At 71.4% G+C, this 13,841-nt stretch carries 13 protein-coding genes; 10 read left to right on the top strand and 3 right to left on the bottom strand.

Annotated features, from left to right (window positions below):
* Positions 1-186: 186 nt before the first annotated feature.
* The 5 genes from HYQ63_RS20825 (at position 187) to HYQ63_RS20810 (ending at position 3,746) form a co-directional block, all read left to right on the top strand.
* Positions 187-1,422, top strand: coding sequence for a hypothetical protein (locus tag HYQ63_RS20825; RefSeq protein ID WP_179935315.1), 1,236 nt, complete (start codon positions 187-189; stop codon positions 1,420-1,422).
* Between the two features lie 162 nt (positions 1,423-1,584).
* The gene (locus HYQ63_RS20820) at positions 1,585-2,034 is read left to right on the top strand and encodes a hypothetical protein (protein WP_257231992.1); all 450 of its coding nucleotides are present in this window, start codon (positions 1,585-1,587) and stop codon (positions 2,032-2,034) included.
* Positions 2,031-2,162: a hypothetical protein gene (locus tag HYQ63_RS44820; RefSeq protein WP_257231991.1), complete on the top strand. Its 132-nt coding sequence runs from the start codon at positions 2,031-2,033 to the stop codon at positions 2,160-2,162. Before HYQ63_RS20820 ends, HYQ63_RS44820 begins: the two co-directional genes overlap by 4 nt.
* Before the next feature lie 40 nt (positions 2,163-2,202).
* A complete protein-coding gene (locus tag HYQ63_RS20815) occupies positions 2,203-3,420 on the top strand; it encodes a hypothetical protein (RefSeq protein WP_257231990.1) in 1,218 nt (405 codons plus the stop codon).
* Positions 3,420-3,746 (top strand): hypothetical protein, encoded by a 327-nt coding sequence (locus HYQ63_RS20810; RefSeq protein WP_179935314.1) that lies wholly within the window; start codon positions 3,420-3,422, stop codon positions 3,744-3,746. The genes HYQ63_RS20815 and HYQ63_RS20810 overlap by 1 nt, the downstream gene beginning before the upstream one ends.
* 28 nt (positions 3,747-3,774) lie before the next feature.
* Here the strand turns inward: HYQ63_RS20810 and HYQ63_RS20805 are convergent, their stop codons facing one another.
* Entirely contained in the window at positions 3,775-5,310 is a 1,536-nt protein-coding gene (locus tag HYQ63_RS20805) for a subtype B tannase (RefSeq protein ID WP_257231989.1), read from the bottom strand.
* A gap of 33 nt (positions 5,311-5,343) precedes the next feature.
* Between HYQ63_RS20805 and HYQ63_RS20800 the strand changes: the two genes are divergently transcribed.
* From HYQ63_RS20800 to HYQ63_RS20785, 4 genes are read left to right on the top strand one after another with little or no spacing between them, the layout of a single operon-like run.
* Positions 5,344-5,490 (top strand): hypothetical protein, encoded by a 147-nt coding sequence (locus HYQ63_RS20800; protein WP_179935313.1) that lies wholly within the window; start codon positions 5,344-5,346, stop codon positions 5,488-5,490.
* A 26-nt stretch (positions 5,491-5,516) separates the two neighbouring features.
* Positions 5,517-6,500, top strand: a complete 984-nt coding sequence (locus HYQ63_RS20795; protein WP_179935312.1) for an ATP-binding cassette domain-containing protein — start codon at positions 5,517-5,519, stop codon at positions 6,498-6,500.
* On the top strand, positions 6,497-7,294 hold the full coding sequence (locus HYQ63_RS20790) for an ABC transporter permease (protein WP_179935311.1): 798 nt from the start codon (positions 6,497-6,499) through the stop codon (positions 7,292-7,294). Before HYQ63_RS20795 ends, HYQ63_RS20790 begins: the two co-directional genes overlap by 4 nt.
* Positions 7,295-7,327: 33 nt before the next feature.
* On the top strand, positions 7,328-8,575 hold the full coding sequence (locus HYQ63_RS20785; protein WP_179935310.1) for a cytochrome P450: 1,248 nt from the start codon (positions 7,328-7,330) through the stop codon (positions 8,573-8,575).
* Positions 8,576-8,618: 43 nt separating this feature from the next.
* Here the strand turns inward: HYQ63_RS20785 and HYQ63_RS20780 are convergent, their stop codons facing one another.
* Positions 8,619-11,810 (bottom strand): BTAD domain-containing putative transcriptional regulator, encoded by a 3,192-nt coding sequence (locus HYQ63_RS20780; protein WP_179935309.1) that lies wholly within the window; start codon positions 11,808-11,810, stop codon positions 8,619-8,621.
* Between the two features lie 132 nt (positions 11,811-11,942).
* Entirely contained in the window at positions 11,943-12,557 is a 615-nt protein-coding gene (locus tag HYQ63_RS20775) for a dihydrofolate reductase family protein (protein ID WP_179935308.1), read from the bottom strand.
* A 175-nt stretch (positions 12,558-12,732) separates the two neighbouring features.
* Here HYQ63_RS20775 and HYQ63_RS20770 point away from each other — a divergent pair, with 175 nt between their 5' ends.
* Positions 12,733-13,827, top strand: a complete 1,095-nt coding sequence (locus HYQ63_RS20770; RefSeq protein ID WP_179935307.1) for a magnesium and cobalt transport protein CorA — start codon at positions 12,733-12,735, stop codon at positions 13,825-13,827.
* The last annotated feature ends 14 nt before the right edge of the window (positions 13,828-13,841 follow it).

The following is a 13,841-nucleotide window of genomic DNA, read 5'->3' as shown; positions in this document are numbered from 1 at the left end:
GCACCCGCGCGGCTTCCGGCATGAGCGTTCCGACAGCGCCACTCGGATACCGCCGTTCCGCCGACAGCCGCCCGGGTGGATTCCGGGCGGCCCGGGGGCGTGGTGCGGACGGGGGCCGGGGGTGGGTTCCTAAGGTCGGGGTCACGGCAATGGGCCGATCGTCCGGAAACCACAGGTGGGTGTGGAATGAGCCGCTTCTCCGTACGGCACCGACTGACCGCGCTGGCAGGCATCCTGACGCTGTGTGCGTACGGGCTCGTCTCCGGCCTCGCCCCGGCGGCCGCGGCTCCGCGGGTCGCGCAGCTGTACGTCTCGGAGTACACCGACAACACCGTGCTGAAGGTCGCCACCGACGGCAGCGGCCAGGCCACCGTGCCCACCGTCGGCCTCACCCGCCCCACCGGCCTCGCCCTCGACACCGAGGGCAACCTCTACGTCTCCGACACCGGCAACAACCGGGTGGTGACGGTCCCCGCGGACGGCAGCGGTCAGAGCACGCTCCCCACCACCGGGCTGTCCCGCCCGATCGGGCTGGCCACCGAAGGCGAGGACGGTGACGATGAAGGTGACGACGACCTGTACGTCGCCGACAGCTTCAACGACCGGGTGGTGGAGGTGGCCACCAACGGCAGCGGCGGCCAGACCACCGTGCCCACCACCGGCCTGGTCCACCCGGACGGCCTGGCGCTCGACGCGCACGACAACCTCTACATCGCCGACTTCGTCAACGACCGCGTCGTGGTGGTGCCCGTGGACGGCGGGCCGCAGCTCACCGTGCCCACGGCGGGGCTCTCCGAGCCCACGGGGCTCGCGTTCGACCACGCCGGGAACCTGTACGTCGCCGACTCGGGCAACGACCGCGTGGTGAAGCTGCCCCGGGGCGGCGGCCCGCAGACGACCGTCCCCGCGACCGGGCTGAACACCCCGCAGGGGCTGGCGGTCGACGCGTACGGCAACCTGTTCGTCGCCGACTTCGGCAACGACCGGGTGGTGGAGGTCCCCGCGGACGGAAGCGGCCAGACCACCGTGCCCATCGCCGGGCTGAGCAGCCCGGTCGGGCTGGCCATCCCGCCGTCCCACCCCGTGTCCACCCGCCTCACGGCGAGCGCGGCCACCGTGGAACGGCACACGTCGCCCGCGTCCCTGCGGGTCAAGGGGCTGTCCGCCACCCTGACCACCGCCGATGGGGCCCCGCTGCCCGGGCAGACGGTCCGGTTCACCGACGCCACCGGCGCCCGCAAGCTGTGCGCCGCGGTGACGAACGCCCGGGGCCGGGCGCGGTGCGACGCCACCCTCCGCACCGGTTCGCGGGCCCGCTACGACGACCTGCGCCACCACGGCTACCGCGCCACGTACGCGGGCACCGCCCCGTACCGGCCCAGCTCGGCCGCAGCCCACGTACGCGCCGCACGCCGCACCTGAGGCCCCGCCCCCGCCGGATCAGCCCGCGGCGCGCCGCCCCAGCAGCTCCGGGGCGAGGCTCAGGAACCGCTCTGTCGCCGCTGTCGAAAGGCCAGAGATGATTTAGCTCTGGTAAAGTCCTCAGTCACCCGTAAGGGGGAGGCCGACATCATAGGGGGATGAGTGTCGTTCGACGAGGAGTGGGCCCAGCTGAAGGCCGATGCGCAGAAACGCCGGGCCGACGGAATGCAGCTTAATCAACTGCAAGCGCAGAAGGGCGATGGCCCGGGAGGCGCGCCGGACGGGAAGAAGCTCGACTACAACACGGATTCCATCAACGGTAATGCGAATCTGCTGATTGAAATCGCCGGGCTCCTCTACCAGGGAAGGCCCGATGCCGAGCTGTGCACCATGGCCCGGGAACCCAGGTCGCACGGTGACGTCGCTGCTCAAGTCGAACGCTTCGGCAGGTTCGCCGATGATCAATTCCTGGACACCATATCCCTGTTCGCCGCCCTCGCCACACGTCTCAAGAGTGCCGGAACCGACTTCGTAACGGTGGAGGACGACAACGCGCGGCGGTTCCTCGACGACGTTCTGAATGGCCAGTACGTGGCGCCGGGGGTGAAATGAGCGAGGCGCTGAGTTACCGCAAGGACGTCGAATTTCTGGAGGACTGCAAGCCGTCGCTCGTCAAGCGCAACGCCGACGAGTTCAAGCGGCTGCACGACCTGTTGGTGGAAGTGGACGCTCCGGGCTGAGAGAGCGGAAAAGCGCACCCACTGGCGTAGTGAAAACAGCGTGCACTATGAAGCACGCGTCGCCGAGGCGCGTAAGCTGCTGACGCACATTGCTGAGGGGTATGGCAAGGCCAACACCGCCTTGCGTGAATACGCCTATGCTTTGGTGACTGCCAAGAAGCACTACTCCAATGGCAAGGTGAACGAACAGGCGCTTGCCAAGCTGATCGGCACCAAAGGCACCGCGATCACCCGTGAGGCGCAGGAGGCGGAACCCATGCGCCAGTGGGAGGACATGCGGGCGACCACGGGCGTCATGGATTTCTTTGCCGAGATCACCATGGATGTTGACGACATCAAGGACGAGGCGAACCGGCTCCACAACGCAGCCGGGGGCGACTTTCACCTCGCCAAGACCACGGAGAAGGAAGCCCGCGACCTGTGCGTCCACGGCCTGAAGGCGGCGTATGACCTGCTGCCCGAATACCGGCTGGGCCTGACCGAGCGTGTGGACGTCTTCTCGGCCATCGAGGCCATGCGCCAGGAGGCCCGGGAGGCGAGCAGCAATCCTCTCACCAAGCTTCCCGGCAGCGGCCCCAAGCGGGACTACTCCGGTCAGGTTGGGGACGCCATCATCTCGCCGACGCTCCGTGACATACGCACTCAGGTGGCCAACCTGCCTGACGCGAAGGACGCCTACTGGGATCCGCCTTCCTCGGACCAGGACCGAAAGGAATGGATCGCAGCGAACAAGGAGACCATCCGCGCTGCGGCGAAGAACTCGGGGCTCCCCGCGGACATGGTCGCCGGTATCGCCTGGCAGGAGGTCGGCGGCCAGCCTGGCTATATGGACGACACCGTCGACACCATTCGCGAGCAGTTCGACGTCCCGTTCAGCCCGATCCTGCCCGAGAATCTGCCGTGGCGGGCCGGCGGAAGCCCCGATGAAACGTCTTTCGGCCCCATCGCGATCCAGGTGCGGCGGGGTGCTGAAGTGCTCGGCTACGACCCGGACAACCTCACGGAAGCGCAGCGGGCGACCGTCGAGGAGTCCCTCCAGGATCCGGGGCAGAACATCTTCATCGCGTCCGGGTACCTGGCGCAGCTCAAAGCCGAGAGCAAGTTCGCCGATGTGCCGGCGGACGAGATGACGCCGGCCCAATACCAGGAACTCGCCGCGCGGTGCAACGGCGGACCGTACTGGCAGGGAAGTGACGCCCAGGCCTACGGTCGGGGCTTCAACAACGACATCGACCAGGCGAGGGAAGCACTGCGCTGATGCTCGAGGACCGCACCGAAGTCGCCACGTCGGCAGAGGACCAAGGCTGCCTGCGGTGGGTTCTGGCCGTCCCGCTGGTGATCCTTCATCTGATCGCGGCCTTCTTCAGCTACACGGCGCTGACCATCGAGCCGTCGGGCAGCTGGGACGACGACGCACGCGCCGGAATCGTCCTTGCGTGTGTGCTCACCCTCGCGGCGAGCGCCCTCGCCGCGCTGATCACGGTGATGCCGTCGGTGCGGCGTGTCATGGGGCCGTGGTGGCTAGCACCGCCGCTGCTGCTTGGGGCAGTCGCGGCGGTGCGGTGGGGGCTGTTGGGGGCGTAGTAGCCCTTACGGGATCGCTGGCGTCAGTTCACCCGGAGTGGCCCGTCACGCGGCCGATCCAGGTCATGAAGTCCGCCGCGTCCTCGTTGGCGCCGTGTCCGGCGTCCCAGTACATGAGGGCGTTGACGTCGTCGCCCAGGTTCTCCAGGCCCGCGGCGAGGTTGCCGACGACGGTGAGCGAGGTGTCGGTGTCCTTGGTGCCGACGCGGATCCACCAGTGCTTCGCCCGGGCGGGGTTCCGCTGCTCGATGAAGAACATGGGGTTCATCAGGTCGAGTTTGCGGGGCAGGTCGCCGTCGAGGCGTGCGCTGTCGTTGCCGGTGGCGTGGCGGAGGCTGTACAGGGTGAAGTGGCGGGCCTTGGTGGTTCCCGCGCCGAACAGGTTGTTCTCCGGCGCGGAGAGGTCGAAGGGGTCGAAGGCGGGGGTGTTCTTCTTCCGGGTCCCGACGTGGGTGAGGAAGTCGCTCCACGCGAAGGTGGCGCGGTCGCCGGACCAGGTGAGCCACGGGTTCTTGGCCAGGTAGCTCGAACGGTCCGCTGCCGGGAGGGCCTTGAGGTAGGTGGTGGCGGCCGGTTCGAGGTAGGTCCTCACGAGGTAGTCGTCGTAGGTGCGGGCCGTGAGGGGGCCGAAGCCGTGCTTCCCCCGCAGTTTCAGGGCGGCCTGGTATTCGGCGAAGGCGGAGCGCAGCTCCTTGGAGATGGTCTGGTCGACGGTGTCGCCGGAACTGAGCTCGTTGCCGCCCCAGTTCCATTCGTACGCCATGTCGGCGTGCTCCAGGTCGGCGATGGGGCACCAGGCGCCGCCGGCGAAGATGGCGTCGCTCGCGGGGGCGGCGCCCAGTTCCCTGAGGTCGGCCTCGTACAGGGGGCTGTCCCCGGACGCTCCGAGCAGGGCGGACAGGGCGCCTCCGGCGCTGGTTCCGGAGGAGACGATCCGGTCGGTGTTCCCCGGTATGCGGCCCTTGTTGAAGCGTACGTACCGCACCGCGGCCTTGAGGTCCACGATGGCGGTCGGCGCCGTGCCGTAGTACGTGCCGTCCGCGCCGACGAGGGTCCGGCCGCGGGCGCCCGGTTCCACGACGACGTAACCGGCGGCGACGGCCAGCTTGGCGTTGCTGACCATGGCCGCCTGCCCGCCGCCACCGCCCCCGCCACCACCGCCGCCCCCGCCGGGCGGGGTCATCGGGGAACCGCCGACGCCGGTGGCGTCCGCCACGGAGGACGGCATGTAGCCGCCCACCGAGTTGGCGAAGAGGATCGGCGCGCGGGTGGCGTCGACCGCCGTGCCGTCGATCTCGACGGGCACGCTGACGTTGAGGCACTGGTACTTCGCGTCCACCGGGTTCGTGACGTACGTGATGGCCTTGTAGAAGTGGTACGTCACGGCCTTGTCGCCGTCGTCCGTGGCGACGGTCGTCGTCAGGACCGTGTAGGCGTCCTTGTCGAAGACCAGCGCGTCCGAGGGCCTCCGCGAGCGGGCGGCGGCGACGCCGATCCCCGCCGTCGACGCCGCCGCGGTGGCCGCGGCGAGTCCCATGACCATGGTCCTGCGCTTCACTGACATCTCCTGCCGCTCGTCCGTGGTCCCCGTCGATGGGTGAACGTATGGATCGTCCGCAAAATCGTCAACAATTTCCGCGGCATTCATGGCGAACGCACAGCCTGCGCGGAGCGGTTGCGGCACGGGGTTTCAGGCGCTGAAACCGGCGGGACGGGCGCCGCAACCGGACTGAAGCCGCGCTGAAGCCGACCACCCGCAGTCTCTGGGGCATGACCTCACGAGAAGGAACGACGGGCGCAGCGGCGGCCACACCGGCCATCGCCGCCGAAGGACTGCGCAAGGCATACGGCGACAAGGTCGTCCTCGACGGGATCGACCTCCACGTCCCCCAGGGGACGATCTTCTCCCTCCTCGGCCCGAACGGCGCCGGGAAGACCACCACCGTCCAGATCCTCTCCACCCTGATCGCCGCCGACGGCGGCCGGGCGAGCGTGGCCGGGCACGACCTGACCGCCGCCCCGCAGGCCGTGCGCGCCGCGATCGGCGTCACCGGGCAGTTCTCCGCCGTCGACAACATGATCACCGGCGAGGAGAACATGGCCCTCATGGCGGACCTCCACCACCTGGGCCGCCGGGAGGGGAAGCGGATCACCGCCGAACTCCTCGACCGCTTCGACCTCGTGGCGGCGGCCAAGAAGCCCGCCTCCACCTACTCCGGCGGGATGCGGCGCCGCCTCGACATCGCGATGACCCTGGTCGGCTCGCCGCGCGTGATCTTCCTCGACGAGCCGACCACCGGCCTCGACCCGCGCAGCCGCCACACCATGTGGCAGATCATCCGCGATCTTGTCGCGGGCGGGGTGACGGTCTTCCTCACCACCCAGTACCTGGAGGAGGCGGATCAGCTCGCCGACCGCATCGCCGTCCTCAGCCGGGGCCGACTGGCCGCCCAGGGAACCCCCGAGGAGCTGAAGCGGCTGGTCCCCGGCGGCCATGTCCGCCTCACGTTCGCCGACCCTGCCTCCCTCGCCGCCGCGCACCGGGCCCTCGGCGACGGCGCCGCACCCGACGAGGCGGGTCTGTCCCTCCGGGTGCCGAACGACGGCAGCGTCCACGCGCTGCGCTCGCTGCTCGACGGCCTCGACCGGGCCGCCGTGACGCCCGAGGGCCTGACCGTGCACACCCCCGACCTGGACGACGTCTTCTTCGCGGTCACCGGCCGCCCCGGCAACGACAAGGTGGAAGCCCGATGAGCCCCCGTTCTCTCGCCACGTATCCGCTGCGCGACTCGATGACCATGCTGCGGCGCAATCTGCTGCACGCCCGCCGCTACCCCTCCATGACCATCGGCGTCACCGGCATGCCGGTGATCATGCTCCTGCTCTTCGTGTACGTCTTCGGTACGGCGCTCAGCAGCGGCATCGGCGGCGGAGGTGACCGTTCCGCGTACATCGCCTACGTCGTCCCCGGCATCCTGCTGATGACCGTCGGTTCCGGAACGGTGCCGACCGCCGTCGCCGTGTGCACCGACATGGCCGAGGGCATCGTCGCCCGCTTCCGCACCATGGCCATCTCCCGCTCCTCGATCCTCGTGGGCCATGTTGTCGGCAGCGTCATCCAGACCATGATCAGCCTGGCCCTGGTGACCGGGGTCGCGCTCGCCATCGGGTTCCGTTCCGACGCCGGAGCCGTCGAATGGCTCGCCGCCGCCGGAGTCCTCGCCCTGGCCTGCTGCGCGCTCACCTGGCTCGCGGTCGCCATGGGCCTCGCCAGCCCGACGCCCGAGGCCGCCAGCAACGCCGTACTGCCGCTGTCGTTCCTGCTGCCGTTCATCAGCAGCGCGTTCGTGCCGGTCGACGCGATGCCCGGCTGGATCCGGTGGTTCGCCGAGTACCAGCCCTTCACCACCGTGGTCGAGACCCTGCGCGGGCTCCTCACCGGCACGGAGATCGGCCACAACGGCTGGCTGTCCGTCGCCTGGTGCCTCGCCATCACCCTGCTCGGCTTCGTCTGGTCGCAGCGCCGATTCGGCCGCGACCCCCGCTGACCCCCCCCAACTCCACCAGGAAGCGAGACCGCCATGTCCGAGAACGCCACCGCACCCGCGAACGCCGTCCACCTCACCCCCGAGCAGGTCGAGGACCCCGTACGCGGCTACGCCGACCTCCGTACCCGCGACGAACTCCCGCACGCCGTCCTCCCCGGCCTCACCACCCCCGTCCGGCTCGTCACCCGGTACGCCGACGTCAAGGCCGCCCTCACCGAGCCGCGCCTGATCCGCGACCGCACCCGGATCCCGGGCGACACCGAAGCATCCGACGCGCAGGACGAGTTGCTGGAGGCGGCCTCCGCCGGGCTCCCCGCCGAGTACGTGAAGTACTTCGCCGGACACCTCGCCCTCTTCGACGGCGAGGAGCACGCCCACCGCCGCGCCCCGCTGACCCGCGCGTTCACCGCCCGCCGCATCGCGGCGCTGCGTACCTTCGTCGAGCGGACCGCGGACGCCCTGGTCGCCGAGGCCGAGGCGAACGGCGGTACGGACCTCCTGGGCGCCTTCGCCTACCCCCTGGCCACCCAGGTCATCTGCGAGCTGACCGGCGTCGAGGAGCGCGACCGCGAGCACGTCTGCTCCTGGATGCGGGACTTCGCCTTCGGCGACGGCAGCCGGGCCGGGGAGGCGCTCGTCGCGCTCGTCGAATACGCCAAGGAGCTGATCGCCCGCCGCCGGGCCGAACCCACCGAAGACCTGATCTCCGCCCTCCTCGACGGGGACGTGCTCACCGAGGACGAGCTGATCGGCATCGTCTTCCTGCTCATCAACACCGGGATCACCCCGCCCGCGCTCTTCCTGGCCCACGCCGCCCTCGCCCTGCTCGACCACCCCGAGCAGGCCGCCCGGCTGCACGCCGACCCCGAACTCCTCCCGCGCGCCGTCCCCGAACTCCTCCGGTACGTCTCCATCGTCCGCATCGGCGCCACCCTCTACGCCACCGAGGACTTCGACTTCGCGGGCACGGCGCTGCGCCGGGGCGAGTCGGTGACGGTCGCCCTGCTCGCCGCCGACCACGACCCGGAGGAGTTCGGCGAGGGCGCCGGACAGCTCGACGTCGGCAGGGAGTTCGGCCGCGGGGACGGCCACCTCGCCTTCGGCCACGGGGCCCACTACTGCATCGGCGCCGCACTCGGCCGCCTCGTCACCAGCGTCGTCCTCGACCGCCTCTTCGTCCGCCGCGACGACCTGCGTCTCGCGGTGGACCGCGCCGCGCTGGAGTTCGGCCACTGGCCGGGCGACGGCTTCCACCTGCTGCGCCTGCCGATCCGCCTGTGACCCCCGGCCGCCGACCACCGGAAGCCACCGGCACGCGCCCCCCTCAGGCGCGGAGCCTCAGCAGGGCGACCGCCGCGCCCGGAAGTTCGTCCCGCCCCAGGGCGGCGTACGTCGACATCGCGTCGTCGTACGCCGCCCTGTCGGCCGTCTCCGCCGCATGCCGCGAACGGGCCGACGCCGTCGTCGGCTGGAAACTGCGCAGGCACCGGAACCGCTCGGCCAGCGCGATCAGCCGCACCCCCGTACCCGCTCGCCCCGCCGCGAGGTCGACGTAGCCCAGGGCCAGCAGCACCACCCCGCAGATCGGGATGTCCAGCACCACGCCCCGGTTCAGCAGGGCCACGATCCGTTCCGCGAGTGCCGCCGCCGGTCCGGACACCAGGTCGAGGCGGCCGTGCTGGGCGTGCGCCGCGACCGATACCGCCTGGATCTCCAGCGCCCATGGCTCCAGCAGCGGATCGCCGTCGCTCTCCAGGGTGCTCGTGGCCCGCCGCCACAACGCCAGCCCCCGCTCCGTCTCGCCCCGCGCGAGCGCGATCTCCGCGCGTGCCCCGAGGTCGGGAGTGAGCAGGTCGACGGCCTCTTCCGGCCGGTGCAGCACCGCCAGTTCCAGCCAGCGCTCGGCCGCGTCGAGGTCGCCGGTCTGGAGGTTGGCCAGCACCATGCCCCAGCGCAGGCCCATCATGTCGTTCCAGTCGCCCAGTTCGTCCATGATCCGCATGGCCTTCGCCATGTGGACCAGCGCCTCCGCGCCCCGCTCGGCGTGCAGGCACAGTTCGCTCAGCCGCGAATGCCCCATGACGGTCAGCCACGGCACGCGCCGTCCCTCGAACGCGGCGAGCATCCGCCGGGCGGCGGCCATGGCCCGTTCCGGTTCGTTCTCGCTCTCCCACAGGTAGCCCGCCACCCCCTCCGCGGCCCCCGCCACCAGTGGCTCGTCGCTCGCGCACAGCCGTTCCAGGGCCGTACGGTCCGGACCCAGCACCTCCGGTATCCGGCTGAGCACCGTGGCGAGCGCACCGATCAGGGTCCCGGGCGCGCCCGGGGGCAGTCGGCGCAGTACGGCGAGGAAGCGCGGCGCGCTCGTGCCCCCGCCGAGAAAGGCGTTGACCGCGACCACGGTCGCGAGCGTGCGGACCGGCTCGACGCCGTCGGGCTCCGGCCGGTAGCGGGACAGCAGCGGGCCGGTGTCCTCGGCCAGCGCGAACAGCCGGGTGTAGTGGGCCTCGGTGACCCACAGCGTGCTCAGGGCGGCCGCGGTCGCCACGACCGTCGGCATGTGGCGCGCGTCCAGCCCGATGCGCAGCGCCCGCACCAGGTTGTCCTGCTCGGCTCGGGTCCGCTGCCAGGCGGCGACGGCGTCCGGGCCGAAGGGCGCGTCGTGGTACGTCGTACCGAAGTACCGGGCCCAGGCGAGGAAACGCCCCGTGACCTGCTCGTCCTCGCCCGCCGCCGACCGGTGCGCCGCGCTGAACTCCCGTACGGTCTCCAGCATCCGGAACCGGGCGCCCGCCGGGGTGTCCGTCACCTTCAGCAGCGACTGCCCGACGAGATCCTCCAGGATCTCCAGTGCGTCGTGACCGACGAGGTGCTCCGCCGCCTCGGCCGTGAAACCGCCCGGGAACACGGACAGCGCCCGCAGAGCCGCCTGCCCGTCCGGTGCGAGCAGGTTCCAGCTCCAGTCGACCACCGCGCGCAGCGTGCGGTGCCGCTGCGGCGCGTCCCGCGTCCCGCCCCGCAGCAGCGCGAACCGGTCCTCCAGCCGCCGGGCGATCTCCCCCACCGACAGCACCCGCACCCGCGCCGCGGCCAGTTCCACGGCGAGCGGCAGCCCGTCGAGACGGCGGCAGAGCGCGGCGACGGCCTCGGCGGGCAGCTCGACGTCCGGCCGCGCGGCCCTGGCCCGCTGCTCGAACAGCTCGACCGTCGTCGAGGGGTCCAACTCCGGCAGCAGATAGACCGATTCGGCGGCGATGCCCAGCGGCGTACGGCTCGTGGTGAGCACCCGCAGCTCCCGGGTCGCCGCCACCAGCGCCCGCACCACCTCGGCGACTCCGCCCACCACCTGCTCGCAGTTGTCGAGCACCAGCAGCACCGGGCCCGCCCCGAGCGCCGCGACGAGCCCGCCCAACACCTCGGCCGAGGGCGCGCCGCCCGCGCCCCCCGTCCCGGACGCGAACCCGCCCCCCGACGGCCGCCACGCCTCCCCGGCACCCGCCGCGGAGGTGACGGCACCCACCGCGGCGACGGCACCCACCGCGGAGGCGATCTCGCCCGCCACGTCCTCGTCCCTCGTCACGCCCGCCAGCGGCACCAGATGCACCACCCGCTGCTCGGCCGCCCGTGCCACCGCGGCCGCCAGCCGGGTCTTGCCGAGCCCGCCGGGCCCGACGATCGACGTGACCCGCGAGGAACGCAGCAAGCCCGCCACGGCCGCGATGTCCCCGTCCCGGCCGAGCAGCGCGTTCGGCTCGTGCGGCACCCCGCGCCGCACCACGGGCGCCTCGCCCCGCAACAACTCCTCGTGCACGGCCCGCAGCCCCGGCCCCGGGTCGGCACCCAGCTCGTCGCGCAGCTGCCGCCGGTAGCGCTCGTACGTGGCCAGGGCCGCGGCCGTGCCCGCGGTCGCCGCCTCGCACCGCACCAGCTCCAGCCACAGCTCCTCGTCCCTCGGGAACTCCCGCACCAGCTCCGCCAGCGGCCCGGCGGCCGCCTCCCGGCCGCCGGTCCGGGCCAGCCCCAGCGCCCGGCCCCGTATCAGCGCCCGGTACGCCGCCGCCCGCTCGGCCCGCAGCGCCGCGACCGGATCGCCGAGCACCGCGTCCGCGTCCCCGCCGCCGTCCCCGGCCCCGTCCCAGAGGGCGAGCCCTTCCTCCGCCTCGGCGAGCGCCCCCGCATGGTCCCCGGCCCGCGCCCTCTCCGCGCAGGCGGCGGCGTGCAGCAGCACGGCCGAGGCGTCCACCCGCTCCTCACCGAGCCCCAGCCGATACCCGCTGGGCGTGCTCACCACCACATCGGCCCCGAGCCGCGACCGCAGCCGCGAGACCAGGATCTGCACCGCCTTGACGGGATTCTCCGGCTGCCCGTCCGGCCACAACCCGTCGACCAGCCGCCCGGTGCTGCACCCGGTGCGCAGGTCGGAGGCGAGCAGCGCGAGCAGCCCCCGGAGCCGCGGGGCGGTGATCTCCTCCCCGCGATACGAAACCGTCGACAGGACGGTCAGCTCGATCGTCACCCGCGCAGATTAGCGAGCGGTGCGCGGACGTTTCGGCTGTCCGGCCGATCGTGCGGCAGAAGAGCTCCGGCCAGCCCTGTCGATCCCGTGGATCCCTCGCCCGAGCGGCTAGCGTATGGACGCTGCGGGCCGCTACTGCTCGCCCTGCGGCAGGTGCGCCTTGGCGTCGTCGTACGTGGCGTCGCCGGTCGCGTCGGCCAGGGCGTAGACGAGGTGCAGCACCCCGGTGCTGAACGTCTTGGAGGACAGCAGCCGCAGCGGAATCGTGGTCTCGCCCTCGTCGAACAGCCGCATGCCCTTGCGCACGGCGATCGGGTGCACCAGCAGGTGCAGCTCGTCCAGCAGCCCGTGTGCCAGCAGCTGCCGTACGACCGACACCGAGCCGCTCATCGCGATGTCCTTGCCCGGTTCGTTCTTCAGCGCGGTGACGGCGTCGACCACCTCGCCCTTGAGCTGCTCGGTGTTCCGCCACGTGAACGACAGCTCCTGGCGTGACACGACGATCTTGCGGGCATCGCCGATCTTCTTCGCGAAGTCGGCGTCCTCACCCCCGGCCGCCTCCCGCTCCGGCCATGCCCCCGCGAAACTGTCGTAGGTCTTGCGGCCCAGCAGGAGCGTGTCGGTCACGCTGAAGGTCGCGTCGACGGCGGCGCCCATTTCGTCGTTGAAGTAGGGGAAGTGCCACTGGTCGGGCGCTTCGACGACCCCGTCGAGCGAGATGAACAGGCTGGCAATGATCTTCCTCATGATGCCCCTCCACGAGCGGTGCGGATGACCCTTCCTCCTCTCAGACCGCGGCCACCGCACAAACTCATCGGCCGGGGCCAGGGCGAAAAGAGAGCCGGGTCGTACGCTGTGGGCGCAGTCGTCGCGATCCCTCGACGGGGTAGGCGTCGGCCGTAGCTCAGCCGAAGGAGTTCCCATGTCGATGGTCGGCAACCTCCGGAAAGTGGCGCGCCTGGCCCGGCGGCGCCGCCGCGTCGATCTCAACCACCCGGCCCGCTCGCCGCTCGGCACGTCCGTGGTGAACTGCGTGGCGTACGTCGACGGGAAGCGTCAGCCCGGTGACTGCCCGGTCGAGGAGGCGATCGCGCGGGTGCGCCGGGCGGGGCGCGGCTTCGTGTGGATCGGGCTGCACGAACCCACCGAGCGGGAGTTCTCCGGGATCGCCGAGCTGTTCGCGCTCCACCCGCTGGCGGTCGAGGACGCCGTCCACGCGCATCAGCGGCCGAAGCTGGAGACCTACGGCGACACGCTGTTCACCGTCTTCAAGACGGTCCGGTACGTCGATCACGACGAGCTGACCACGACGAGTGAGGTCGTGGACACCGGCGAGGTCATGGCCTTCACCGGGCCCGATTTCGTCGTCACCGTACGGCACGGCCGCCACGGCTCGCTCGGCCCGCTGCGGGAGGAGCTGGAGGCCGACCCGGACCAGCTGGCCAAGGGCCCGTCCGCGGTGCTGCACGCCATCGCCGACCACGTGGTCGAGGACTATCTCGCGGTCGCCGACGCGGTGCAGGACGACATCGAGCAGGTCGAGACCGACGTCTTCGCCCCCGAGCCGGCGTTCCGGGCCGATCCGGGCCGGATCTACCAGCTCAAGCGGGAGCTGCTGGAGCTGAAGCGCGCCGTGGCGCCCCTGGACCGCCCGATGGAACGGCTCTCCGCCCAGCGCCTCCCCGCGGTCGACGCCGACATCCAGACGTACTTCCGGGACGTCGCCGACCACCTGGCCCGGGTCACCGACCAGATCGCGGCCTTCGACGACCTGCTGAACTCCATACTCCAGGCCCATCTCGCGCAGGTGACCGTCGCCCAGAACGAGGACATGCGCAAGATCACGGCCTGGGCGGCGATCATCGCCGTGCCCACCATGGTGTGCGGCGTCTACGGCATGAACTTCGACCACATGCCCGAGCTGCGCTGGCGCTTCGGCTACCCGCTGGTGCTCGTCGTCATCGCCACCGCCTGTTTCGCCATGCACCGGGGCTTCCGCCGCAACGGCTGGCTGTAACCGCCACCCCGTAA

The sequence above is a fragment of the Streptomyces sp. Rer75 genome, assembly GCF_013414305.1.
GTDB classification, from domain to species: domain Bacteria; phylum Actinomycetota; class Actinomycetes; order Streptomycetales; family Streptomycetaceae; genus Streptomyces; species Streptomyces himastatinicus.
Note: the sequence above shows the minus strand (reverse complement) of the source record. Positions and strands in the feature narration are given on the sequence as shown.

Coding starts and splice junctions, on each gene's coding strand:
- HYQ63_RS20825 (WP_179935315.1), top strand. CDS start 187: ATGAGCCGCTTCTCCGTACGGCACCGACTGACCGCGCTGGCAGGCATC.
- HYQ63_RS20790 (WP_179935311.1), top strand. CDS start 6,497: ATGAGCCCCCGTTCTCTCGCCACGTATCCGCTGCGCGACTCGATGACC.
- HYQ63_RS44820 (WP_257231991.1), top strand. CDS start 2,031: ATGAGCGAGGCGCTGAGTTACCGCAAGGACGTCGAATTTCTGGAGGAC.
- HYQ63_RS20770 (WP_179935307.1), top strand. CDS start 12,733: ATGTCGATGGTCGGCAACCTCCGGAAAGTGGCGCGCCTGGCCCGGCGG.
- HYQ63_RS20785 (WP_179935310.1), top strand. CDS start 7,328: ATGTCCGAGAACGCCACCGCACCCGCGAACGCCGTCCACCTCACCCCC.
- HYQ63_RS20795 (WP_179935312.1), top strand. CDS start 5,517: ATGACCTCACGAGAAGGAACGACGGGCGCAGCGGCGGCCACACCGGCC.
- HYQ63_RS20810 (WP_179935314.1), top strand. CDS start 3,420: ATGCTCGAGGACCGCACCGAAGTCGCCACGTCGGCAGAGGACCAAGGC.
- HYQ63_RS20805 (WP_257231989.1), bottom strand. CDS start 5,310: ATGTCAGTGAAGCGCAGGACCATGGTCATGGGACTCGCCGCGGCCACC.
- HYQ63_RS20775 (WP_179935308.1), bottom strand. CDS start 12,557: ATGAGGAAGATCATTGCCAGCCTGTTCATCTCGCTCGACGGGGTCGTC.